Origin of the sequence: Pelagibius sp. Alg239-R121 (assembly GCF_947331435.1) — a bacterium.
Classification (GTDB): Bacteria; Pseudomonadota; Alphaproteobacteria; order Kiloniellales; family Kiloniellaceae; genus Denitrobaculum.
Map to the genome: position 1 here is coordinate 83,255 of NZ_CAMZOF010000012.1, position 23,508 is coordinate 106,762.

At 58.8% G+C, this 23,508-nt stretch carries 19 protein-coding genes and 1 pseudogene; 8 read left to right on the top strand and 12 right to left on the bottom strand.

Annotated features, from left to right (window positions below; translation table 11 throughout):
• Positions 1 to 67 precede the first annotated feature (67 nt).
• The 6 genes and pseudogenes from QMZ18_RS31300 to QMZ18_RS31325 all read right to left on the bottom strand — a co-directional run bounded on the left by QMZ18_RS31300 (position 68) and on the right by QMZ18_RS31325 (position 6,847).
• Positions 68 to 913, bottom strand: coding sequence for an N-formylglutamate amidohydrolase (locus QMZ18_RS31300; protein WP_282610361.1), 846 nt, complete (start codon positions 911 to 913; stop codon positions 68 to 70).
• Between the two features lie 42 nt (positions 914 to 955).
• Positions 956 to 1,966 carry an ABC transporter ATP-binding protein gene (locus QMZ18_RS31305; protein ID WP_282610362.1) on the bottom strand — a complete coding sequence of 337 codons (1,011 nt, stop codon included), beginning with the start codon at positions 1,964 to 1,966 and terminating at the stop codon, positions 956 to 958.
• The gene (locus QMZ18_RS31310) at positions 1,963 to 2,994 is read right to left on the bottom strand and encodes an ABC transporter ATP-binding protein (RefSeq protein ID WP_282610363.1); all 1,032 of its coding nucleotides are present in this window, start codon (positions 2,992 to 2,994) and stop codon (positions 1,963 to 1,965) included. The genes QMZ18_RS31305 and QMZ18_RS31310 overlap by 4 nt, the downstream gene beginning before the upstream one ends.
• On the bottom strand, positions 2,991 to 3,941 hold the full coding sequence (locus tag QMZ18_RS31315) for an ABC transporter permease (protein WP_282610364.1): 951 nt from the start codon (positions 3,939 to 3,941) through the stop codon (positions 2,991 to 2,993). The genes QMZ18_RS31310 and QMZ18_RS31315 overlap by 4 nt, the downstream gene beginning before the upstream one ends.
• A 29-nt stretch (positions 3,942 to 3,970) precedes the next feature.
• Positions 3,971 to 4,915: pseudogene (locus tag QMZ18_RS31320) on the bottom strand (ABC transporter permease); the annotation flags it as partial.
• A gap of 339 nt (positions 4,916 to 5,254) precedes the next feature.
• Positions 5,255 to 6,847: an ABC transporter substrate-binding protein gene (locus tag QMZ18_RS31325; protein WP_282610366.1), complete on the bottom strand. Its 1,593-nt coding sequence runs from the start codon at positions 6,845 to 6,847 to the stop codon at positions 5,255 to 5,257.
• Between the two features lie 244 nt (positions 6,848 to 7,091).
• Here QMZ18_RS31325 and QMZ18_RS31330 point away from each other — a divergent pair, with 244 nt between their 5' ends.
• The 8 genes from QMZ18_RS31330 to QMZ18_RS31365 all read left to right on the top strand — a co-directional run bounded on the left by QMZ18_RS31330 (position 7,092) and on the right by QMZ18_RS31365 (position 17,879).
• Positions 7,092 to 8,003, top strand: a complete 912-nt coding sequence (locus QMZ18_RS31330) for a LysR substrate-binding domain-containing protein (RefSeq protein WP_282610367.1) — start codon at positions 7,092 to 7,094, stop codon at positions 8,001 to 8,003.
• Positions 8,000 to 9,214, top strand: a complete 1,215-nt coding sequence (argE, locus tag QMZ18_RS31335) for an acetylornithine deacetylase (protein ID WP_282610368.1) — start codon at positions 8,000 to 8,002, stop codon at positions 9,212 to 9,214. Before QMZ18_RS31330 ends, argE begins: the two co-directional genes overlap by 4 nt.
• A gap of 8 nt (positions 9,215 to 9,222) precedes the next feature.
• Complete coding sequence (locus QMZ18_RS31340) at positions 9,223 to 10,212, top strand: alpha/beta fold hydrolase (RefSeq protein ID WP_282610369.1); 990 nt, start codon at positions 9,223 to 9,225, stop codon at positions 10,210 to 10,212.
• A gap of 17 nt (positions 10,213 to 10,229) precedes the next feature.
• Entirely contained in the window at positions 10,230 to 11,219 is a 990-nt protein-coding gene (locus QMZ18_RS31345) for a M14 family metallopeptidase (protein WP_282610370.1), read from the top strand.
• Between the two features lie 100 nt (positions 11,220 to 11,319).
• Positions 11,320 to 12,465: an NADH:flavin oxidoreductase/NADH oxidase gene (locus QMZ18_RS31350; RefSeq protein ID WP_282610371.1), complete on the top strand. Its 1,146-nt coding sequence runs from the start codon at positions 11,320 to 11,322 to the stop codon at positions 12,463 to 12,465.
• Positions 12,466 to 12,881: 416 nt separating this feature from the next.
• Positions 12,882 to 14,519, top strand: a complete 1,638-nt coding sequence (locus QMZ18_RS31355) for a CAP domain-containing protein (RefSeq protein WP_282610372.1) — start codon at positions 12,882 to 12,884, stop codon at positions 14,517 to 14,519.
• Positions 14,520 to 14,638: 119 nt separating this feature from the next.
• Positions 14,639 to 16,525, top strand: coding sequence for a type I secretion system permease/ATPase (locus QMZ18_RS31360; RefSeq protein ID WP_282610373.1), 1,887 nt, complete (start codon positions 14,639 to 14,641; stop codon positions 16,523 to 16,525).
• A complete protein-coding gene (locus tag QMZ18_RS31365) occupies positions 16,506 to 17,879 on the top strand; it encodes an HlyD family type I secretion periplasmic adaptor subunit (protein ID WP_282610374.1) in 1,374 nt (457 codons plus the stop codon). Before QMZ18_RS31360 ends, QMZ18_RS31365 begins: the two co-directional genes overlap by 20 nt.
• A 131-nt stretch (positions 17,880 to 18,010) precedes the next feature.
• Here the strand turns inward: QMZ18_RS31365 and QMZ18_RS31370 are convergent, their stop codons facing one another.
• The 6 genes from QMZ18_RS31370 to QMZ18_RS31395 all read right to left on the bottom strand — a co-directional run bounded on the left by QMZ18_RS31370 (position 18,011) and on the right by QMZ18_RS31395 (position 23,506).
• A complete protein-coding gene (locus QMZ18_RS31370; protein WP_282610375.1) occupies positions 18,011 to 18,346 on the bottom strand; it encodes a ferredoxin family protein in 336 nt (111 codons plus the stop codon).
• Positions 18,347 to 18,396: 50 nt separating this feature from the next.
• Complete coding sequence (locus tag QMZ18_RS31375; protein WP_282610376.1) at positions 18,397 to 19,173, bottom strand: enoyl-CoA hydratase-related protein; 777 nt, start codon at positions 19,171 to 19,173, stop codon at positions 18,397 to 18,399.
• On the bottom strand, positions 19,173 to 20,387 hold the full coding sequence (locus QMZ18_RS31380; RefSeq protein WP_282610377.1) for a CaiB/BaiF CoA-transferase family protein: 1,215 nt from the start codon (positions 20,385 to 20,387) through the stop codon (positions 19,173 to 19,175). The genes QMZ18_RS31375 and QMZ18_RS31380 overlap by 1 nt, the downstream gene beginning before the upstream one ends.
• 50 nt (positions 20,388 to 20,437) lie before the next feature.
• The gene (locus QMZ18_RS31385) at positions 20,438 to 21,796 is read right to left on the bottom strand and encodes an FAD-dependent oxidoreductase (protein WP_282610378.1); all 1,359 of its coding nucleotides are present in this window, start codon (positions 21,794 to 21,796) and stop codon (positions 20,438 to 20,440) included.
• Between the two features lie 61 nt (positions 21,797 to 21,857).
• Positions 21,858 to 22,679: an ABC transporter permease gene (locus QMZ18_RS31390; protein WP_282610379.1), complete on the bottom strand. Its 822-nt coding sequence runs from the start codon at positions 22,677 to 22,679 to the stop codon at positions 21,858 to 21,860.
• Complete coding sequence (locus QMZ18_RS31395; protein ID WP_282610380.1) at positions 22,679 to 23,506, bottom strand: ABC transporter ATP-binding protein; 828 nt, start codon at positions 23,504 to 23,506, stop codon at positions 22,679 to 22,681. Before QMZ18_RS31395 ends, QMZ18_RS31390 begins: the two co-directional genes overlap by 1 nt.
• Positions 23,507 to 23,508 lie beyond the last annotated feature (2 nt).

Sequence of the window (23,508 nt, forward strand, 5' to 3'; positions counted from 1 at the left end):
AAACCTCTGGACCCACTCCAAATCACATCTTGCATTAAGCCGCCATTAATACGGCAATGGGGAAGGTTCAGACAACCCGCTCGGAAACATAATCTGCAATGACTTGTGTCATCTTCCTCAGAGACTGCTTAAGCGCATCAAAGCGCTCGTTCCGCGTAATCTTGTCTTCATCCATATAGAGAACACGGTTGATTTCGATCTGGATCGAATACCGGTTCGCTGCTGGATCAGAATAGCGTTGAACCAGTTCAACACCTTTATAGGGTTCGTTGAACAGCACCGAGTAACCTTCGTCACGCAGGGTTTTCGCAATCAGTTCAGAAAAGCCTTTTTCGCAAGTCGTCCCATCCCGGTCACCGAGGACAAAGTCGGCCCGCCGGGTCACACCGTCCTCGGTGGTTTCATCGCCCCATTCCGGCATGGAATGGCAGTCGACGTGATAGATGAAACCGTGTTTGGCATGAAAGTGCTCGAACAGGCCCGACAGCGCGGAATGGTAAGGTTGCCAGCAGCAGTCGATGCGGGACTGAACCTCCTGCTGGCTCAAAAGACGGTCATAAATTCTGCCGTAGGTCTTGACCTGCCGCCAAATCAGACCCACGCCGTTGTCCAGTTTAAACGACGGGGTGCTTTCCCCCGGCCAGCCGCCATCGATCATCGCCGGATCGATGTCCAGCAGACCGCGGTTCGGATCGATGTAGCAACGCGGGAACAACGCATGCAGCAGGGTTGCACCCTGATCCGGCACATGATCGTAGAGCTCATCGATAAAAGCATCTTCAGAGCGCCGCAGGAGCGCGCGGTCAAGCACATGATCGAAATCGTCCGGGTAGCGGGCGCCGGAATGCGGACTGTCGAAGATGAGAGGAAGAGGATCGGATTTCGGCGCTTCAATGATGATCTGATCGGTCACGATAACTCGTCTGAAAGGTGAAATGGATTCGGCGAGGACGGTTCAGTCGTTGAGGTGGCAGGCTGAGATTCTATCCGGCCCAATCGACTTCAGGACCGGCCTTGCAGAAGAACAAGGGCCGAAAGACTGGGGGCACCGTGGATGAAAGTGACAGCCGGGCGGCGGATCCAAGGGTGAGGGAATTTCACCCTTGATCGGCTGAAAATCGCGTTTGCGCTGATCAAGACGCGGTACTTCGGAAAGAAGCGCCTGGGCGTAAGGATGATTTGGAGCCGCAAAGAGTGCCTCGGCCTGCGCGGTCTCCACGACCCGCCCAAGATACATGATCACCACCCGTTCCGAGATGTGCTCGACCACCGACAGATCATGGCTGATAAAGAGATACGTCAGATCAAACTCTTCACGCAGGTCCATGAAAAGATTGATTATTTGTGCCTGGATTGAAACGTCCAATGCAGCGATCGCCTCGTCACAGACCAGGAACTTCGGCTTGACCGCCAAGGCCCGCGCAATCCCGATACGCTGGCGCTGACCGCCGGAGAACTGATGGGGATACCGGCGCTTGAGAGCGGGGTCCAAACCAACCTTAGTCAAGATCTCATCGACATAGTCCGACATGCCCTTACGCGGCACCAAACCATGGACCACAGGCGCCTCGCCCACGATATCTTCGACGCGCATACGCGGGTTTAAACTCGAGAAGGGATCCTGGAAAATCATCTGAACGGCGAAGGTCGCCTCCAGCTTGTCATCGCCGCTCAGCGACGCAATGTCCCTCCCCTTGTAGAGCACGGCACCATCACTTGGCGGCATAATGCCAGCCACCATGCGGCCAAGGGTCGACTTGCCGCAACCGGACTCACCAACCAATCCGACAACATCGCCTTCATCGATCGAAAGGTCCACGCCATCGACGGCGTGTACCGTTTCCTCCTCCAGGCCGGCGCCGAGCCGACGTGCGATTTTTCCGGCGATATCCAGCCGTTTCACAAAACGTTTGCTGACGCCCTGAATTTCGATAAGGGGCGGGCCCGCTGACACCAGCTCACTCATGCGCCTGCCTCCTGGCGATGCGGATGGTGGCACCGGATCTCGCGTCCCGGCATTTCTTCTATGACCTCCGGCGTGGCATCACAGTGATCGTCCGCGCGCGGACAGCGTGCCTTGAAAGCGCAACCGGACGGCAAACCGATCAGGCTGGGCGTCATGCCGGGAATCTGATTGAGGCGGTCGCCACGCTTGTTGGCGGACGGCACGGAGCCCAAAAGTCCGACGCTGTAAGGATGAAGCGGGTGATCGATGACCTCATCCGTCTGTCCGGTTTCGACAATGCGGCCCGCGTACATCACCGCAATCCGGTCGGCCAGTCCGGCAACCACGGCAAGGTCATGGGTAATCCAGATCATGGCCGTACCGGTGCGACGGCAAAGCGCCTGCGCCTCGTGCAGAATCTGGGCCTGAATAGTGACGTCGAGCGCGGTTGTGGGTTCATCGGCGATGATCAGGTCCGGCTCATTCAGAAACGCGATGGCGATGGCAACACGTTGCCGCATGCCGCCCGAAAGCTGATGCGGATAGGCATTCAAACGCTCGCCGGGTGACGGAATACCTACCATCTCCAGAGCATCGTAGGCGCGCTGACGGGCCGCCTTCCGGTCCATCTTGCGATGTGCCTGGATCGCCTCAATCATCTGGGTATCGACCCGCAGAACCGGGTTCAGGGTCATCATGGGATCCTGAAAGATCATCGCGATTCGATTGCCACGCAGATCCTGCAGGCGTTCAGGCGACGCTGTGACCAGATCCTCACCGTTGAAACGGATGGCGCCGGAGACGATGCGCCCTGGCGGATCGATCAGGCCGAGCACCGAAAAACCCGTGATCGATTTACCGGAGCCGGACTCGCCGGCGAGTCCCAGAATCTCTCCTGCCTTCACCGAAAAGCTGACATCATCAACCGCCTTCACGGCCCCGGCGCGGGTAAAGAAATGAGTCTTGAGATTCTCGACCACGAGCGTCGGTACCGCGCTGCCGTCGCGCTGACTGCTGGTTTTTTCCAGGGTGTCTTCAGCCACACTCATCGTTTCAGCCTCGGGTTCAAAACATCGCGCAGCTGATCACCCACCAGGTTGATTGAGACAATGGTGATCAGCAACGCGATACCGGGGAAAACACTGATCCAGTATTTTCCGGAAAGCATGTATTCGAAGCCATTTGCGATGAGAACTCCCAAAGAGGGTTCCGTTTGCGGCAGGCCGACTCCGAGGAAGGATAAGGTTGCTTCCAGAGCGATGGCATGAGCGGTCTGGATGGTTCCAACCACGATCAGCGGAGCCAGACAGTTGGGCAGGATATGGCGAAACATGATGCGGGCGTGCGAGAGGCCCAGGGAAGCTGCAGCTTCCACGTACTCCTTACTGCGTTCAACCAATGCGGAACCGCGCACGGTCCGTGCGTAATAGGCCCATTGTGCCACCACCAGCGCGAGGATGATCTTGTCGATCCCCTTTCCCAGCAAGGCCACCAACATCAGCGCGACAAGCGCTGCAGGAAAAGAAAGCTGCAGATCGACGATGCGCATCACGAAGGTCTCGAAACGGCCACCGATGTAGGCCGCGGAGAGCCCCACCGACATGCCGATGGCAATCGCGATGATCCCCGACGTGATGCCGACCGCGAGGGAAATGCGCAGGCCGTAAAGGATGGCGGAATAGAGGTCTCTGCCGGCCCCGTCCGAGCCCAGCCACATGGTGTATTCGGTAAAGGCTTCCGAGCCTGGCGGCAGGCGCCCGTCAAGGATATCGACCTGTGCCAGATCGTAGGGATCCTGCGGCGTGATAAATGGTGCGAAGATCGCCGCGAGAATGATCGCCCCCAGCGTGAATAGCGCCCCAAGTGCCAGTCGGCTTTCCAGAAACTCTGAGACAAAGCGCCGGAAGGGCGTCTCGATCGCGGCTGCGGTTTCTTCCTGGGTGATCGCCAGACCTGCGTCGGCATCGGCACTTTGCTGTGTGATCTCCACCGTCATGCGCCTTGATCCTTCAGACGTACACGCGGATCGAGCAGCGAATAAACGATATCGACCACGAGATTGATTAGGACAAACAGGGCCACGATGATCATCAGATAGGCGACGATCACCGGACGATCCAGAACCAGAATGGATTCGATTAAAAGTTTGCCCATGCCCGGCCAAGCAAAGATGGTCTCAGTCACGACTGAGAAGGCGATCAGGCTCCCGAACTCCAGGCCGATCACGGTTACCACCGGGATCAGAATATTCTTGAGCAGATGAACGCCGACAATCCGACGGCTCGACAGACCCTTGGCCCGGGCGAATTTGATGTAATCCTGATGTACGGCCTCCCGGGTTCCCGCGCGGGTCAGGCGCACCACGAGTGAGATCTTGAGCAGAGCCAGATTGAAGGCCGGCAGGCAGACATGGGAAAGACCATCCAACGTGAAAAGGCTGGAGGTCATGCCCAGGAAGGTCGCGGTATCCCCGCGCCCGGTGGACGGCAACCAGCCGAGTTCGACAGCAAAAATAATGATCATCATGAGACCGACCCAGAAAGTCGGCAGGGAAAAGCCCATGATCGACCCGGCCATGATGCCCTTTGAAACGTTGCTTTCCGGCCGCAAGCCGGCGAAGAGCCCCAGAGGAATTCCGATCACGATGGAAAGAAACAAGGCGGCGAATGCCAGCTCCATGGTGGCCGGCATGCGCTGCAGGATCAGCTGCAACGCCGGTTGACCAAAAATGAAGGACTTGCCGAAGTCGCCGACCCAGATTCCCTTCAGGAAAAACAGGTATTGTTCGCCGATGGGGCGATCCAGGCCGAGTGCCCGGATTGTTGCTTCGATATCCGCCTGGTCGGCTTCGGGATTGATCAGCATGTCGACAGGATCGCCGACGACATTCACGCCGAAAAACACGATGGCCGACATGGCGAGAATTACGATCGCACTCTGCAACAGACGGCGAATCATAAACTCTGACATGGGAAACCTCTCCGTCGTCCAGAGTCTGATCGTTTTCACTGAATCAGTGAAAAATGTGAATCAGCCTCTTCATCATACAGTTAGAGAGCGATTCACGTTCTTGATTAATCTAATCAAGGCCGACCGCACTCTAGAGCACGATCTTGCTCTAGTTCCAATTCACGACAATCGGATCAGGCTGCTATTGACTGCTTTTCCACCTGCTTTTCGCACCCACGGCTCGTTCGGCATCTTGGGTGTGATGCCGGCTCCTCTAAGATAGCACGTACCTGAAAGGAGCCGGACTTCATCTTTCATCGTTGGAGCGACACCTAAGACTGGTGCCGCTCCTACAGACGACTACTGCTTGATCACGTCGTAGGCACGCGTTTGCTCGTCAGTTCTAGCCCGGTAGGCGATGCCCTTTTTAGCAGCCCAGGCATTGACCTGATAGTGCAGCGGAATGATGCCACCATCCTCGATCGCCATGTCCGTTGCCTTGGCCAACAGATCCTGGCGCTTGGCATCGTCAACCGTTGCCAATGCGTCTTCGATCAGTTTGTCGACTTCTGCATTGGAGTAACGGCCGCGGTTGGACGCTCCAAAGCCCTTATCCTTGTTATAGGTATGCAGGAGCGAACGCAGAGGAGAGGATGCTTCACCCGAACCTGCGCCCCAACCGACCAACACAAAGGAGAATTCAGGCAGTCCGTCCTTACCGCCGCGTGATGCCCGCTTGAAGTAGACCGAACGCGGCATGGTCTCGACGTCAGTTTCGATGCCAATCCGGGTCAACATCTGCGCGATTGCCTCTGCAATCTTGGCATCGTTGATGTAGCGGTCGTTCGGACCGTGGATTCGAAGCTTGAAGCCGTCCGGAAAACCTGCATCTGCCAAGAGCTTCTTGGCGCCCTTGGCATCGTAGTCCACCGGCTTCAAATTCTCAGACACGCCGAAGAATCCCTCTGGCAACAGCTGTCCCGCCTTGATTGCCTGGCCTTCCATCACACGCTCGACAATGGCATCGCGATTGATCGCCATGGAGATCGCTTTACGCACCCGTGCATCGCGCAGCGGGTTTTTGATCGGCCCACCGTCTTTCGCCTTCACGAAAGGCGAATCATCCCGGAAGTGATCCAGATGCAGATAGATGACGCGGTTAGAGACGCCTTCGCTGATCTGCAGATCGCCGTTTTCCTTCAGCGTCGCCAGGTCGGCTGTGGGCACACCGTCGATCATGTCTACGTCGCCGGCCAGCAGCGCCGCAACGCGCGATGGGCTGGATTTGATCGGACGCAGCGTAACATCGCTAAAGACCGGCTTGTCGCCCCAATAGTCCGGGTTTCCAGTCAGGACAATCTTTTCGCCCGGCGTGTAGGAGACAAACTTGTAAGGCCCCGTGCCGATGGTCGCTTCGCCGTTGTTGAACTGTTCGGTCGTTCCGCTGCAGCCCTTCTCGTTGGAAACGACGTGGATCAGCGAAACATCGTTCGCCATCAGCGGGTACGGCTTTTCGGTTTTGATGTGAACGGTCATATCATCGACCTTCACGACCGTCTTGCCCTTGGTATAGGTCCCGAAGCTGGATGGCGAATTCGGCACATCAGGTGCCCGGGTAAAGCTGCAGACTACGTCGTCCGCATTGAAGTCGGAACCATCGTGAAATTTTACACCTTCCCGAAGCTTGAATTCCCAGGTCAGATCGTCGATTGGCTTCCAGGAAACCGCCAAACCCGGCAGAAGTTTCTGCTTGCTGTCCTGGTTGATCAGGCCGCCGAATATGTGAGTGGCGATCTGGTTGTTCGGAGTGAGGTTGTGGAAATGCGGATCGACCGAGGTCGCTTCCGACGCTAATCCGATGGTCAGACTCTCGGCAGATACCGAGGTCGCAGCCCCAACCATCAAGGCAACAGCCGCGCAGGCGCATCCCACGCTGGTGGTTAATTTATTCATCAAAGACTCTCCCTGTAACGCCAAACCACTGTTCTAGCCCGCTTTTTCAGGCCACGCGCCGGTATCCGGCTTATCCATGAGTACGGTTGCCACGCGCAATTTCGTCACGGCGGCACCGAATAGTTTCGAAATGCTACCGATTAGTTTATGCATGAGGAACTAAAAACTTTATGCGAAAAGCTCATACACCCATGACAAGCGGGTGGCTTGTTGCGGACCCGAGTGGTGGTGTAGGGAAAATAGAATGCGGACGAATTGGCACAGCCTACGGGAGTTCGAGACTTTGCGTGCGGTGATTTCCGCCGGCTCTACCACGGCCGCCGCCCGTCGGCTCGGAATCTCTCAATCGGCCGTAAGCCGCTCGATTTCCCAACTTGAGAGCCGCATCGGCCAGATGCTGTTCGAGCGCGAACAGGGCAAACTTCAGCCGACCGTGGAAGCGCTGGCACTCAACGAAAACCTTGATCCGCTGTTCGACGCCTTGGCCGGCATCGACGGCGCCAAGTGGAAATCTTCGCCGCAGGAGCCGCTCCGTGTGGCGGCGCCGCCAACCTTGGCTCATCGCTTCCTGGTGCGCAGCGTCGCGAGCTATCTGAAAGCCAACCCGGATCAGATGGTCAGTCTTGAGATCTGTACATCCGATGACCTGATCGGCGGCATTGTCGACGAGCGCTTCGACCTCGGTATCACCAGCGCCGATCAGACTCGCGCGGGCCTAAAGCTCATCCCCTATCGCCTGTCAAAAGGCGTCTGCATCCTTCCGAAAGGGCACAAGCTGACCAAACACGACGTCATGCGTCCGGAATACTTCGACGGGGTCGACTTCATTGCGCTGACCCGCCGGCACCGGGCGAGAATGATCCTGGACCAGCACTTTGCACGCGCCGGGGTTTCGCCGCGCATCATTGTCGAGACCGCAACCTCGGTGGCCGCCTGTGAATTTGTACGCAACGGCCTGGGTATCACTATGACCAATCCCTTTCCGCTGATCAGCGGATCGGACGACGACATCGTGGTCCGCCCCTTCGAACCCGATATCGCCTACCGCACCAGCTTCGCCGTTTCGGCCAGCCGCCCACCGTCGGTTTCCGCCCGCAGCTTTATGCGGCACATCCGGCTTTCAACCCCCAAAAGCGACCTCTGGGAACCCGCATGAATGCCCCAACGCATCCAGATCCGACTCCGAACATTGACAGCATCACGCGTAAGAGCGGTGTCGAACGGACCATAGCCTGCCTTGATGCGCTTGTCGGTTTTGACACCACCAGCCGGGATTCCAATCTTGCCCTAATTGAATGGGTCGAAACCTATCTGGCGGCCTTTGGCGTATCCTCGCAGCGGATCAACGATGACAGCGGTTTAAAAGCAAACCTCTGGGCCAGCATCGGACCTGCCATCGATGGCGGAATCATTCTTTCCGGCCACACCGATGTCGTCCCCGTTGACGGACAGGATTGGGACAGCGACCCCTTCGTTCTGACACCGCAAGACACCAAACTTTTCGGGCGCGGCACCTCAGACATGAAGGGTTTTCTGGCAGCGGTGCTTGCGAAGGTTCCGGAACTCACAAAGGCTGAACTTAAACGTCCCGTGCATATCGCCATGTCCTACGACGAGGAAGTCGGCTGCTTGGGGGTTCGCAGCCTGATCTCTAAGGTGGTTGGTGAAAAGCCACTGCCTTCTGCCTGTATCGTTGGCGAGCCCACCGGTATGGAAGTCGTCGTCGCGCACAAGACCAAACGGTCTCTGCGGGTAACGGTCAACGGCAAGGCCGCGCACTCGTCCCTCGCACCGCAAGCTGTCAACTCAGTCGAGTACGCGGCCCGCCTGGTTGTGTTCATCCGCGAGATCGGCGAACGCCTGAAGCGCGAAGGCCCGCTCGATCCGGACTTCGACGTCGCACACACGACAGCTCATACCGGCATCATCAATGGCGGTACGCAGCTGAATATCGTGCCGGAGCTCTGCAGCTTCGATTTCGAGTTTCGGGCCCTGCCGGCAGTGGATGTCGACGCACTCGTCGACGAGGTCAAAGCCTACGCTGCCAGAGTGCTGGAACCGGAGATGCACGCCGTCGCACCCGAAACCTCGATCGCGTTTGAAGCCATTTCAGGGTTCCCCGGTCTCGAAACGCCACCCGATTCGGATCTGATTGCACTGGTCAAATCTCTTGCCGGAAAGAACCGGCATACCAAGGTCGCCTACGGCACCGAGGCTGGCCTCTTTTCCCAAGCCGAAATTCCGACCGCGATCTGCGGTCCGGGGCACATCGCACAGGCCCACAAACCGAACGAATTCGTCGAGATTGCGCAGCTCGCGGCCTGCGACGCCTTCCTCGACCGCCTCGTCGCCGTCTGCTCAAAGTGAACAGCCCCATGGCATCTGCCTCCAAACTGGATGAAGTAGCGTTGGAGCGCGGTCACCTGGAGGTCGGGGACGGCCATCGGATTGCCTGGTCGGTCAGAGGGCCCCAAGACGGCATTCCGGTCGTGCTGCTGCACGGCGGCCCGGGTTCCGGCTCCGCCGACGAATTGCATGATATCTTTGTCGATCCTCTGTTTGAGGGCACGTGCTTTCGGAGTGTCCTTTTCGATCAGCGCGGCTGCGGCAAGTCGGAACCTCTGGGTAGCATCGAAGCAAACACGACCGGCGATTTGATCGCTGATATGGAACAGCTGCGAACGATGTTCGGGTTCGAACGGTGGTTTGTCGCAGGTGGATCCTGGGGCACGACACTCGCGTTGCGTTACGCGGTCGCCCATCCGGAACGCTGCCACGCTGTGCTGCTGCGGGCGATCACCGTCTGGAGTGATGAAAAGTTTGTCTGGGCACTGGAAGGTCGGCGCAATATCAACGAAACAGCCTGGCGAGCTCTCAGTGACTTCGCCGGGGCAAGTGACTGGCGCAGCATTCTCGACAGCTACCACAAAGCAGCATTCGGTCTTGATGTTGAACGTGCAATCGAAGCCGTAAGAATCTGGGTTGCCTACGAAAACAGCTTTGGATCCACAGAGCCAGGCGACTTCGCCACAACCTACGCCGGGATTGATCCCGAAGCTGCGATGATCAAGGCACAGATCGGTTTACACTATTGGAAGCACCGGGCGTTTCTGCCTGCCGCTCAGGGGCGAGATGGCCTCTTCACCGATGTCGATCGCCTTGCAGCGATTCCCATCGCCATCGTACACGGCACCCAAGACCACATCTGCCATCCGGATTTTCTGACGGCCTGGAGAACCGCCCTGCCCCAGGTCCGGATCGAAATGGTGCCAGGTGCCGGCCATGGCCTGGAACATCCCGGCTTAAAGCAAGCTTTCCGTCAAATCATTGCCGACGCTGTTGCGGCCTATTCAACGAACAGATGAAATCAGGAGACCATTCCATGTCCGCTTCCCCAACCGCCGGTGCCATTAAAATCCCAAACGACTATCCTGTGGAACTGACGGCGCCGGATATCACCCCCTACGCAGCAGGCAATACCGGCACACCCTACATCTGGTCATTTGACAGCGGCGTGCCCGGGGAGCACGTGATGATTTCTGCGCTGGTCCACGGCAACGAAATCTGTGGCGCCATCGCGCTCGACTGGCTGCTGCGTGAAGAAGTGCGGCCTGTCAAAGGCCGCCTCTCGCTCGGTTTCATCAATATCGACGCTTACAGCCGGTTCGATCCGGACGATCCCAACGCCACCCGCTGGGCCGACGAAGACTTCAACCGCCTTTGGTCCGATGCTGTCCTGACCGGCGAGCGCGACAGCAGCGAACTGCGCCGAGCCCGCGAAATCCGACCCTTCATGGATGGCGTGGATATTCTGCTCGACATTCACTCCATGCAACGGCCCAGCCCACCCTTTATGATGGCGGGCATGCGCGCAAAGGGCCGTGAGCTTGCACGGCAGGTCGGCGTTCCGGAAATCGTGATCAGCGACCAGGGCCATGCCGCCGGCGTCCGCATGCGTGACTACGCCGGCTTCTCGGACCCGGACAGCCCGAAGAACGCAGTCCTCATCGAATGCGGACAGCATTGGGAGAAGGCAGCCGGTGACCTCGCCATCGAAACAAGTCTCAGGATTCTGCGTAGTCGGGGCACTATCGACGAAGCCTTCGGCGGCGATATCGGTCGGGCAGCAACACCGCCGCAGACCTTTGTCGAAGTGACTGAAGCAGTCACCGTCAAAAGCGAAAAGGAATTTACCTTTGCACGGGCCTACACAGGCGGTGAAATTATCCCCGAGAAAGGCACTCTATTGGCCCATGACGGCGGCGAGGAAATTCTTACCCCCTACGATAACTGCTTCCTGGTGATGCCCTCCATGCGGCTCTGGCAGGGACAAACCGCCGTCAGGCTGGGAAGAATTATCGACCAGAATTAGAAAGCGCGCGCAGATGTGAAGAGCGGTGTAGTGGCGATTGCACAACACGCGTTGTAGTCTTTCGCGCTACAAACCGTCCCTTCCCTCTTCAGGACCAAACATGCCGCTCTTTACGCCCTTTACCCTGCGCGACGTCACCTTTCCGAACCGGATTGCCGTCTCCCCCATGAGCCAGTATCTGGCCAGGGACGGCTACGTAAACGACTGGCACCTCGTGCACCTGGGCCGCTTCGCGCTCGGCGGAGCCGGACTGGTGTTTACGGAGGCAACAGCGGTCGAAGACCGGGGCCGGCGGACCCACGGTGACCTGGGTTTATGGGAAGACGGACAGATCGAGGGCATGGCCCGCGTCGCGCGTTTTTTGAATGAACAGGGCGCCGTATCAGGCGTGCAACTCGGCCATGCCGGCCGCAAGGCAAGCGAACGGCGGCCCTGGCACGGAGAGACTCCCGTCAACAACGAGGACATCGAACTGCGCGGCGAAGCACCCTGGGAAATGATCGCCCCCTCTGCAGTGCCCTATGGTGCGCATTGGCAAGAACCGACCGAAATGACCCAGGCCGATATCGACGACGTGCTTCAGGCTTTTCGAGACAGCGCCCGGCGGGTCGATGAAGCCGGTTACGATGTCCTCGAAGTCTACGCCGCACACGGATTTCTCGTGCACCAGTTTTACTCACCGCTCACTAACAAACGCCAGGATGCCTACGGCGGCGACCGGAACGGCCGCATGCGCTTTGCCCTGGAAGTGGCCCGTGCGATCCGCGAGACCTGGCCGGGTGGCAAACCACTGTTCTTTCGCCTCTCGGTCACCGACTGGGTCGATGGCGGCTGGGAAACCGAAGATACAGTCGAGCTCGCCAAGGGCCTTAAATCTGCCGGCGTGGACCTGATCGACTGTTCGACCGGTGGAATCGGCGCTGGGCACAACGACAGCTTCACGCCGCGCCGCATGGCCCTTGCACAGGGTTTCCAGTTGCCTTTTGCGGAACGCCTGAAACAGGAAGCGGAGATTGCCGCCATGGGCGTCGGCTTTCTCTGGGATCCCGAAGTTGCGCAGGCCGCCATTGCCGACGGCAAAGTGGATATGGTCGCCCTTGCCCGGGAATTATTGGACAATCCCAACTGGCCGCTGCATGCGTCTCGGTCACTCGGCAAAGACAAAGACTACAGCTTCTGGAAACCGCAATTTGGCTGGTGGCTCAACAAGCGGCAGCGACTGATCGACAAGCTGAGTTTACGCTGAAGACAGATTTCATCTGAAATCGGACAATATTAATACTTATGTCACTTGTTGCACCCGGCCATAAAGGCTTGCGGCAGCAAGGCAGAACGCATCGTCTTTAGCAGAACGAATACTTCAAGCGAAACGCCTAAGCCACTGCGCCAGATCCATTCTTGCTGCACCGCCAAAGTTAAGGCAACGACTCAATTAGGACCACCCTCCTAGTCGCACAACCACGATCTATTGGCGAATTTCCATTAATCTACATAACTTTACCGGCCATTGGGCTGCGTTGAGCTGTGGCATTATGGGACTGGAAAATGACATTTCCTTAGCCCCGATATGCCAAATTGCTGCCGCATTTCAAACGATACTCAGCCCTGCTCATTTTCTGGGCAATCAAAATATTCCTCAAGAAAAAAGGAAGTATATATACGATGGCTACACCAACCGCCTTTGAACAATACATGCTTGAATTGGTAAACCAGGCACGTGCCGACCCGGGTCAGGCTGCTGAGACTTATGGTTTCAGCCTTGGCAGTATTCCGGACACGCCCCTCGAACCGCTGGCGATGAACGAGGATTTGCTTGAAGCAGCACGCGCTCACTCCGAATGGATGGAAGACACCGATACCTTCTCGCACACCGGCGCCGGCGGCTCGAGTCCGTCGCAGCGTGCGGACGCTGCAGGCTGGGATGGCGGCGGTGTCGGCGAAAACATCGCCGGCTGGTTTGCCTTTGGCAACAACAACATTAATCAGCAGGATGTCGTTGAGGAACGGCACGGTGCGCTCCTGCGTTCACCTGGTCACCTTGCCAACATCATGAATGCCAACTGGAGCGAGGCCGGCATCGGCGGCGCGACCGGTGACTGGCAACAGTACACCGACGCCTTCCTCTATACGCAGGCTTTCTCGGACGACGGCAAAAGCTTCCTGACCGGCGTCACGTTCGACGATGGCGATGGCGACAACTTCTACGACGTGGGCGAAGGCCTGGGCGGCGTCAATATCGAAATCACCGACTCGAACGGCAATACCGTCGATACCTCGACCTGGGAAGCCGGCGGCTATCAGATCGCACTGGAGGACGGCGATTACACCGTCCGCTTCTCCGGTGAAGGGATCAATGGCGTGGTCGAGAAACAGGTCACGATCGCAGGTGGCAACGTAAAAGTCGATATCAACACCGACCTCGAAACGCCCATCGTGGTTGGCGAGAACCCGGATTCCGAAAACCCCGGTACGGATGAGCCGACGACGGAAGATCCAGATACGGATGAGCCGACGGCTGAAGACCCGGATACCGACGAGCCGACGGCCGAAGATCCCGACACCGATGAGCCGACGGCTGAAGACCCGGATACCGACGAGCCGACGGCCGAAGATCCCGACACCGATGAGCCGACGGCTGAAGACCCGGATACGGACGAGCCGACAACCGAAGATCCCGACACCGATGAGCCGACGGCTGAGGATCCGGATACCGACGAGCCGACGGCCGAGGATCCCGACACCGATGAGCCGACGGCTGAGGACCCGGATACGGACGAGCCGACGGCCGAGGATCCCGACACCGATGAGCCGACGGCTGAGGATCCGGATACGGACGAGCCAACGGCTGAAGATCCAGATGTAGAAGATCCCGACGCGGAAGATCCCGACATGCCCGATCTGGCTGCCGGTCCTTCGGTCGAGAATGGCACGGATGGCGACGATGTCTTCATGGATATGGATAAAGATCAGATTATCCTGGGCGCCGCGGGTGACGATCGTTTCGAGAGCGAAAGCAGCTTCGACGACTACAACTTCATGCTGCTGCCAAACAACGGCGTGCTGTTGCTTGGTGCTGATTCGACCAAGGTTCTGTTCGATGTGGAGACCATCGAGTTCGCAGATCTTTCGATCGAGTTCAAATCGGAAGACGGTGGAGACGAGCCAGCGGACGAAGGCGATACGCCTGACGATTCTACCGACATGCCGGGCGATCAGACCCCTGTCGCCGAAGATGACAGCCCCGATCAGCCAGGCAGCTTCGGGGGATGCTGCTGCAATGACGATCTGATGGTCGCTTAACACGCGGCCCGAGCGACAGATCTGTCATTCCCACCCGCGCATCTGCGCGGGTGGGTTGGGTGGTGGCCGGAGCAGTCCGGCCACCACACGCCGCCAGCACTTCGGGGACTTGATTGTTCATGCTTTCTCAACAGACCAAAGACCACGCCGCGGACCTCAACAATATGTCAAGACGCGACGAAAGCCCGTCAGCCACGAACGCCCAGGACGACATTCAGGGCATTGCGGGCGACCGTAATCTGATCCGGGCCGCTCTGAAGACTTGCCGATCCGCCTTCGTTGGGATCGGGTTGTTCAGCTGCATCATCAATCTTCTGATGCTGACCGGCCCTTTATTCATGATGCAGGTTTACGACCGGGTGCTGACCAGCGGCAGCCTGCCGACTCTGGCAGCATTGCTGGTTCTGGTCACATTGCTTTATTTCTTTTTCAGCCTTTTCGAGCTCTTGCGGTCTCGGGTCCTGATTCGGGTGGGTCGCCGCCTGGACGAACAGCTTTCACCGGCTGTCTTCCGTGCCGTGCTCGCCTTGCCCTTGCGACAGGGCCAGAAAGGTGAATCGGCGTCGCCGGTCCGTGACATGGACACCCTGCGGCAATTCCTTTCCAGCCAAGGCCCGTTGGCCATCTTCGATATGCCCTGGATCCCACTCTACCTTGGTGTAATCTATCTCTTTCATCCCTTCCTCGGTCTTGTTGCCACCGCCGGCGCCGGGCTGCTGTTCGTACTGGCCATCTTAAGCGAAGCCGTGAACCGTAAACCGCTGCGGGAGGCGGCAAGCCTGGCCAACCAACGCAATACCGTCGCCGCGAGCTGCCGGCGTAACAGTGAGGTCGTGCATGCCATGGGCATGAGCGGACAGCTGGGACGCGTCTGGGGCAGCCTCAACGACCGCTACCTAAACCAACAGGGCAAGGCCAGCGATCGGGCCGGTATGCTGTCCGCGGCGACCCGTGCGATACGGTTGTTGATGCAGTCCGTCATCCTCGCGGCCGGCGCCTGGCTTGCGGTCAAGCAAGAGGTCTCACCCGGTACCATTATCGCGGCTTCGATCATCATGTCCCGCGCATTGGCTCCCATTGAGCTGGCAGTTGCACACTGGCGCGGCTGCATTGCGGCGCGGCAGAGTGCAAAGCGCCTCAAAATGACACTCCGCGGCCAAACACAGACCGTGAAAATGGATCTGCCCCGTCCAATGAAGAGTCTCGATCTCAGCAGTGTGACGGTGGTTCCGCCCGGCAGTTCTAAAACCGCGATCGAGCGGATCAGCTTTGCCCTGCAGGCCGGCGAGGGCCTTGGCATTATTGGGCCCAGTGCCAGCGGCAAATCGACTCTGGCGCGCAGCATCGTCGGCGTATGGCCGACTATTCTGGGTAAAATCTGTCTGGATGGTGCGTCACTCGATCAATGGGATCCGACTAAACTCGGCCGCCATGTCGGCTATCTGCCGCAAGCCGTCGATCTCTTCAATGGTACCGTTGCCGAGAATATCGCCCGCTTCGATCCTGCACGCTGTTCCGAACAGATCATCCAGGCGGCTCAACTGGCTGGAATTCATGACCTGATCCTGAACCTGCCCGACGGTTACGACACCGATATCGGCGAAGGCGGATCGGTCCTTTCAGCGGGCCAACGCCAACGCGTCGGACTGGCGCGCGCACTTTACGATCTGCCCTTCCTCGTCGTGCTCGACGAGCCAAACGCCAACCTGGACGCCGAAGGCGAGGCAGCCTTGACCGGGGCGATCCGCGCCATGCGGAACTATGGCTCTATCGTTATCGTCGTTGCGCACCGGCCGAGTGCGATTGCCGCGGTCGATCATTTATTGCTGCTTAAGGACGGACGTCAGCAGGCTTTTGGCCGCAAAGAAGAGATCATGCGTCAAACCGCAGCCATCGCCCATAAATCCCCCCGTAATTCAACCGCGGCAAAACCAACCGCAACCAAATCCAATGAGAGCAAAACCAAAGACAAGGGAGCGTTGAACGTTGTCACAGAGTCTGCTTGAGCATTCCGGATTCGGACCCGCCGCTATCCGAAACGGCGGTTACGATCTGCCGCCGGCCGTACACCCGACCCGGCGCTCGCTGCGCCGTCACCTGCTGGCAGGCTTCATTGTCGCCGCGGTTCTGATCGGCGGTGTCGGCGGCTGGTCGGCAATCGCCTCTATCTCCAGCGCTGTCATCGCTTCGGGGAAGGTGGTCGTTGAGTCCAACACCAAGCTGGTCCAGCATGCCGAAGGCGGCATCGTCGGTGAAATCGCCGTCCGGGACGGTGACCGGGTGAAGGCAGGTGACCTGCTGGTTCGGCTCGACGGAACCGCAACCAAAGCCAATTTGGCGATCATCACCAAGCAAATGACCGAACTGGAAACCCGACGCACCCGACTGATCGCGGAACGGGACAAAAACGAAGAATTGGTTTTTCCCGTACACCTTCAGGAACAGGCCAAAGCCAACAGCGATTTCGATTTGCTGGAGGGAGAACGCAAACTCTTCCAAGCACGCTGGGCAACTCTCTCGGGACAGCGCGAACAGCTCCAGGAACGCATGACCCAGACTCGCGATGAGATTGCCGGCCTGACCTCGCAACGCAGTGCGAAGTCACGTGAAGTCGAACTGACGGAAAAGGAGCTGGAGCTGATTCGTGGGTTGAAAGAAAAGAAGCTGATTCCAATCACCCAGTACATGGCGCTGGAGCGTGAATCCGTAAAGGTCCAGGGTGAGCACGGTCAGCTGATCGCTGAAATCGCGCGTGCAGAAGGACGTGTCAGCGAGACCCAGCTTCAAGTCCTCCAACTCGACAAGGAGTTCCGCGAAGCTGTGTTGGGTGAACTGCGCGATGCCGAAGCGAAACTGGCCGAACTCGCGGAACGCCGCGTCGCCGCTCTGGATCAACTCAGGCGTCTGGAGATTCAAGCGCCGCAATCAGGCATGGTTCATCAGCTCGCAATCCACACCCGCGGCGGCGTGATCACACCCGGTCAGGCGCTCATGCAGATCGTTCCTCAGGATGACAAGCTGATCGTTGAAGCCCGGGTTGCACCGGGAGATATCGATCAGATCCAGAAGGGCCAGGATGCGGTCATACACTTCACCGCCTTCAACCAGCGCACCACCCCTCAGCTGAATGCGACGCTCTTTTCCGTCGCGGCAGATCTGACCGAGGACGAACGCAGCGGCGAGCAATACTTCCTGGCACGTCTTCGTTTGTCGGAAGAAGAACTGTTGCGGCTGCGAGCCCTGACATTGACTCCGGGCATGCCGGCAGAAGTCTTTATTCAGACCGGCGCGCGCAGCGCGCTCAGCTACCTTGTGAAGCCTTTTGAAGACCAGATCAGCCGGGCGTTTCGAGAGGAATAACGTCGAACCTCAGCGTCTACTTTTTCCCGAAGTCGGATGAGGCAAGCGCCTCGCCGGCTTCGGTTTTCCGCTCTATTTCACAGGGCGCGAGCGGGTTGGCCGGTACGACAGATCGCCATTGGCGATTGCGTCTAACCCGGGTCTGCTTTAGGCGCAGCTGCAACGACCGGGTGGTCCTTATCGGTCTGATACTTGTGATTCCAGCCCTGCGGCGATCCCCAACCGGTAACCTCTTCGCCGAAGAATTCCTTATTGACGACAATGTAGGCGGCCTCTTCCGGTTCGGCATCTAGCTCGTCGCGGATAGCATCGACGGGGCAAATCGATTCGCAGAGTCCACAGTTCACGCATTCTTCCGGATGAATGTAGAACATCCGCCCGCCTTCGTAGATGCAATCGACCGGACAAACTTCCGTGCAGGCGCCGTCTTTAATATCGATGCAGGCTTGGGAGATGATAAAGGCCATGTATTAACGCCTCCCCTCCCCATCCACCTGGACAAAGGTTTTCATCGAACTTACGTCCCGGTCCAGACGGGGGCCCGTTTTTCCCGAAAGGCAAGAACACCTTCCTCACTGTCGTTGGACTGTAAAGCCGCGACAAGGGCCGGTGTGCGCAGGGCCTGGGCATCGCGGGCATTGAGCTGCGCCGTTTTCCCGACCGTATGCTTTACCGCCTTCAGTGAAAGCGGTGCACAGGCTTTGATGTCGGCGACCCATCGATCGACCGCCTCATCGAGATTTTCCAATGTAACAACTTCGTTCACGAGGCCAAAAGACTCCGCGTCAGTTGCCGACATCCGCCGTCCGGTCAGGAGGTAGCCCATAGCGATCTTGTGCGGGATCAGCCGTGGCAGCAGCACCATGCCGCCATCGAGTGGCAAGCGGCCGACCCGGGGTTCCGGCAAGGCAAATTTCGCCGTCTCCGCCGCAATTACAATGTCGCAGCCGAGCACCATCTCGAAACCGCCCCCCATCGCCAGACCGTTGACCCGCGCAATAACGGGAATATCAAGACCGTCGCGCAATGAGATACCGCCAAAGCCATGCGGCCGCGCCTGCCCCCAATACTCAAGGCCATTCACTGCATCGGCCGCCTTCATGTCCGCACCCGCACTGAACGCGCGGTCACCTGCCCCCGTCAGGACCGCACAGCGAAGGTCGGGATTTCCTTCAATCTCGTGCCAGATTTCTTCAAGACGCTCTTCCGTCTCCCGGTCAACTGCGTTCATGCGCTCGGGCCGGTCGATGGTTACCCAAGCAACCTGATCTCGAATCTCGAAGCCAACAGCCATCACGCGGCTCCCGCAGCCTGAGGTTTGGCGACTATATTTTCGCCCGCAGGCTCGTCGCCGCCTGTTTGGCCAAGCCCCAACTCAGCCAGAACCTCGGCCGTATGTTCGCCGATCCGCGGCGGCGGCCGCCGGACGGCAAAGCCGGCATCGGAAAGGTGAACCGGTGAAGCAATGACGCTGGTCTCGCCGTGAAGAGGATGATCGTAGCTCGCCAGCATCCCGTTCTCCGTCGTTTGCGGATCGGTTAAGGCCTTGCCCAAGGGCCGGACCTCGGCACAGAGCAGATCCTGTTCCTCCAGCTTCGTGATCCAGTGTTCCGTCGTGCCGGAGCCGAAACCCTCACGGAAGCGGCGCTGCAGCTCGGCCTTACCCGCACGTTGCGCTGGAAGATCAGGATAGATCTCGGACAGGTCCTCAATCCCCAACGCCCGGCAGATGTCCTGTAGAGGATTGGCCTTGAAGGCGCCGACCAGGACCAATGCACCGTCAGTCGTTTCGAACACGCCGCTGAGTGGCATGGCCGCCCAGTTCAATTCCGTATCCTGCGACATCAGGTGGGAGGCTTCCTGCATCTGCATGGCCAGCATCGAGTCGTAAAGTGACACGGAAACCTCTTGCCCGCGCCCGGTCTTCTCCCGGGCCAGAAGGGCTGCCAGCACACCCTGGACCAGATGCATGCCAGCTGTGTAGTCGCAAAGGGCCGTGGCGTAGATCGTGCGCGGCGTGTCGTCGTCTGCGCGCCGTTCCATAACGCCGGTTAGTGCCTGGGACAGGACGTCCTGTCCCCCTTTGTGCGCATAAGGGCCAGTTGGGCCAAAACCGGTACCCGAAGCAAAAATGATCCGCGGATTGATCTCGCGCAGCTTGTCATAACCAAAGCCCATCCGGTCCATCACGCCGGGACGGAAATTGTTGACCACCACATCGGACTTCCGCACGAGAGCGTAGACAGCCTCCTTAGCCGAAGCTTCGCGGGTGTCCAGGGTCACCGAACGCTTGTTGCGGTTCAGGCTGCAGAAAACCGGATTGTTGCGGTCGACCTCACTGGTGCCGCCGAAAAAGTTCCGGGACAACTCGCCCGACCCGGGACGCTCGATCTTGATCACGTCGGCACCGAAGTCAGCCAGCATCTGGGTCGCACAGGGACCCAGCATAACCTGGGTGAAGTCGACAATCCGGACGCCGTCGAGGGGCAGGTTGCTGTTACTGGACATAAAGGCCTCTTATTTCACTACTTTGCAAATGGATGTTGTGACGTGACGGATCATTCTGCCGGTTCCAGAACCAGGGCATTCGGCGATGGCACATCGCCTGGGTCGGCTCCCTGCGCGCGCATCTGCTTCTGGATGGCCTTGGGGTCGACGTCTCTAAGCGCGGAGTGCGCATTAAGCGCCAATGCCGAGGCAACACCTGCCGCCTCGCCCTGGACCATGCAGGGAGGAATTTCACGCGACATGCGTTGTGCATCCGGCTCAGCCGAATAATGCCGGCCCGCGACGATCAGATTGTCCAGTCCGCGCGGCAGCAGAGCCCCGTACGGCGTGTAGTAGTCGCGGCCACGGCAGACCGTGTCGGCGAAGTGCCGGCGGTTGACGACATCGTCCTTTGTGACGACATACTCGCCGCGCAGCTGTCGGGTCTGCCGGACGCCGATCTGTTCGGCCGTACCCAGCAGGTTTGCGTTCTGGAAGCCCGGCAGATTTTCACGGGCATATTCGAACAGCCGCATGATGCGCTCGCGCCCTTCGTACTCCGCCTTCGTCAGTGCTTCGACGGAAATGCCGTCGTAGCCCGGCATATGCGGACAGTTGCACCAGACCACGCCGGGGATCGGCGTCTTGAGCCACCACATTTCCCAGGCGCCACCGATCAGGCGGCGGGCCTGCCGGTCCAGCTTCTTGAAGGCCGCCGGCTCTTCGTACTGAAAACGCTCTGCCTCGTCGGTATCGACATTGGACAAGCGGAACACGGTGGTGACGATGTACTGCCCCTGGATGAACTCGGCGCCTGCGGATGCCGCAACATCCAGATCGCCGGTCGCATCGATCACGACATCACCTAGAATTGCCTGCCGGCCGGTCTTGGTCTGGCAGACCACGCCCTTCACTTGACCGCCGTCGACAATGGTGTCAGCAAACCAGCTATGCAGGCGTAAATTGACTCCGGCTTCGCGGGCAAGATCCAATGAAACTCGCTTCCAGGCATCGGGATCGAAGGCGACGGCATGAATGATCGGCTGCGGATGTTCCTGGACATGGAAGTCATGCACGCCCCAACGCGACCACTTGCGCCACATCTCCCAATCCGCCCGGCAGTCTTCTGGGGGCGGGAAAACGGCACCATTCTGCCTGGCCATGCGCTCGACGAATTCCGAGACGATGCCGGTACAGGTAATCTCGGAACCGTTGGTCATGTCATCCAGAACCAGCACCATACCACCGGAGGCCATGCCGCCGAGGTGGTGATAGCGTTCGAGCAAGGTCACCGAACAGCCATTGCGGGCCGCCGAGACCGCCGCTGTCAGGCCCGCGGCCCCACCGCCCACGACGATGACATCGGACTGTGCGACGACGGGCACGTCCCGGGCAGCTTCGCGAACCGATTTATCCTGAAATTGAGACATGACTTTCCTCCTTACGGCGACGGCGCCGCAATCATTGTGGTGTACATATTTGCGCGCGGCGTTATCCCGCCTGCTCCGGCTTCCAGCGGATCACCATCCGCTCGGCCAACGTCACCGCCGTAAACAGCAGGACGGCAAGGCCGGAAGAGACAAAAACGGTGGCATAGAGCAAGGCCGAGCGAAAATTGAAGGTGGCTTCGATGATGAGCGCGCCAAGCCCAACGTCCGCACCGACCCACTCGCCGACGATGGCACCAATGACGCAAGTGGTTGAAGCGATCTTCAGCGCCGAGAAGAGATAGGGAAGCGACGACTGCAGCCGGATCTTCCAGAATATTTCCCACTTCGAGGCGGAGAGAATGCGCGCCAGCTCTAAAGTTTGCGGACTGACTGACTGCAGTCCCCGCACCATATTCACCAGCGTTGGGAAAAAGCAGATCAGCGCTGCGATCACCACTTTGGCCAGCAAGCCGTTTCCGAACAGCAGCACCAGGATCGGCGCAATCGCCAGGATCGGAATGGTGTTGATGAAGACGGCCAAAGGATAGAAAGCCTTTTCCACCGACTTGTGGTGCACGAACATCACCGCCGCCGAGATCGCGATCAGATTGCCGATCAGAAAACCCAGCACACTCTCCAAAAGCGTCGGCAGAAAGTTGCGGAACAGAAGCGCCGATTCCTCTGACAGAGTTGCCGCAACGTCGCTCGGTGCCGGCGCGATGTAGGCCGGCACACCGAAGATCCGCACGCCGCCTTCCCAAGCCAGCAGGATGCCGGCCACTGCCAGAAACGGCGGAAGGTAACGCCCCGTGAACAGCAGACTTATGAAAGAGCGTTCCTTATTGCCGGATACCCCGGTATCGAGATTGCCTGCAACAGACATCAGCAAGCCTCCAGCAAGCTGCGAAGCCGGGACGCGATTTCCATGAATTCCGGAGTTTCGCGCATCTTGAGGCGCCTCGGAAAAGGCAAGTCGACTTCGACAATGTCATGAATCCGGCCGGGGTGCGCCGCCAGCATCAGGACGCGCTGTCCCAGAAACGCCGCTTCCGGAATTGAGTGGGTAACAAAGAGAATCGTGGTTTTGGTTTCCTGCCAGATCTGCAGGATCTGTTCGTTGAGGCGATCGCGGGTGATTTCGTCCAGCGCACCAAACGGCTCGTCCATCAGCAGCAGGCGTGGTTTGCAGACCAACGCCCGAGCGATGGCCACGCGTTGCCGCATCCCGCCCGATAGTTCGTGCGGCAAGGCGTTTTCCCTGCCCTTCAACCCGACCAGGTCGAGCAGCTCTTCGGGCGACAGATCGCTCTTGGGAACCGTCGAGCTCTGCTTCAAACCCATTTCCAACGGCAGGCGAACGTTCTCGATCGCGGTGCGCCAAGGCAGCAGCGTCGCATCCTGGAAAACGAAGGAAAACTCACGCGCCAGGCGGGCTTGTTCGGTTTCCTTACCAAAGATCAGGACCTTCCCTGCCGAGGCCGGCACCAGATCAGACACAACCCGCAGCAAGGTCGACTTGCCGCAGCCCGAGGGACCGAGGATGGTCAGAAACTCACCCTCGGCGACGCTCAAGGTAATATCCTTGAGCGCCTGAAGGGCACCGAAGGAAACCGATACCTCTTCGAGGTCTGCCGCGACGGTTCTGGCCTCCGTCGCGGCAACCTGAAGAGGCTGGATGGCAAGTGGCTTGAGCATGGCAGGTTCGGGCATGA

Excerpts from the sequence above, each read along its gene's own strand:
- QMZ18_RS31340 (WP_282610369.1), top strand. The coding sequence starts at position 9,223 with ATGGCATCTGCCTCCAAACTGGATGAAGTAGCGTTGGAGCGCGGTCAC.
- QMZ18_RS31390 (WP_282610379.1), bottom strand. The coding sequence starts at position 22,679 with ATGTCTGTTGCAGGCAATCTCGATACCGGGGTATCCGGCAATAAGGAA.
- QMZ18_RS31380 (WP_282610377.1), bottom strand. The coding sequence starts at position 20,387 with ATGTCCAGTAACAGCAACCTGCCCCTCGACGGCGTCCGGATTGTCGAC.
- QMZ18_RS31375 (WP_282610376.1), bottom strand. The coding sequence starts at position 19,173 with ATGGCTGTTGGCTTCGAGATTCGAGATCAGGTTGCTTGGGTAACCATC.
- QMZ18_RS31370 (WP_282610375.1), bottom strand. The coding sequence starts at position 18,346 with ATGGCCTTTATCATCTCCCAAGCCTGCATCGATATTAAAGACGGCGCC.
- QMZ18_RS31345 (WP_282610370.1), top strand. The coding sequence starts at position 10,230 with ATGTCCGCTTCCCCAACCGCCGGTGCCATTAAAATCCCAAACGACTAT.
- argE (WP_282610368.1), top strand. The coding sequence starts at position 8,000 with ATGAATGCCCCAACGCATCCAGATCCGACTCCGAACATTGACAGCATC.
- QMZ18_RS31355 (WP_282610372.1), top strand. The coding sequence starts at position 12,882 with ATGGCTACACCAACCGCCTTTGAACAATACATGCTTGAATTGGTAAAC.
- QMZ18_RS31310 (WP_282610363.1), bottom strand. The coding sequence starts at position 2,994 with ATGAGTGTGGCTGAAGACACCCTGGAAAAAACCAGCAGTCAGCGCGAC.
- QMZ18_RS31385 (WP_282610378.1), bottom strand. The coding sequence starts at position 21,796 with ATGTCTCAATTTCAGGATAAATCGGTTCGCGAAGCTGCCCGGGACGTG.
- QMZ18_RS31395 (WP_282610380.1), bottom strand. The coding sequence starts at position 23,506 with ATGCCCGAACCTGCCATGCTCAAGCCACTTGCCATCCAGCCTCTTCAG.
- QMZ18_RS31305 (WP_282610362.1), bottom strand. The coding sequence starts at position 1,966 with ATGAGTGAGCTGGTGTCAGCGGGCCCGCCCCTTATCGAAATTCAGGGC.
- QMZ18_RS31350 (WP_282610371.1), top strand. The coding sequence starts at position 11,320 with ATGCCGCTCTTTACGCCCTTTACCCTGCGCGACGTCACCTTTCCGAAC.
- QMZ18_RS31360 (WP_282610373.1), top strand. The coding sequence starts at position 14,639 with ATGCTTTCTCAACAGACCAAAGACCACGCCGCGGACCTCAACAATATG.
- QMZ18_RS31315 (WP_282610364.1), bottom strand. The coding sequence starts at position 3,941 with ATGACGGTGGAGATCACACAGCAAAGTGCCGATGCCGACGCAGGTCTG.
- QMZ18_RS31325 (WP_282610366.1), bottom strand. The coding sequence starts at position 6,847 with ATGAATAAATTAACCACCAGCGTGGGATGCGCCTGCGCGGCTGTTGCC.
- QMZ18_RS31330 (WP_282610367.1), top strand. The coding sequence starts at position 7,092 with ATGCGGACGAATTGGCACAGCCTACGGGAGTTCGAGACTTTGCGTGCG.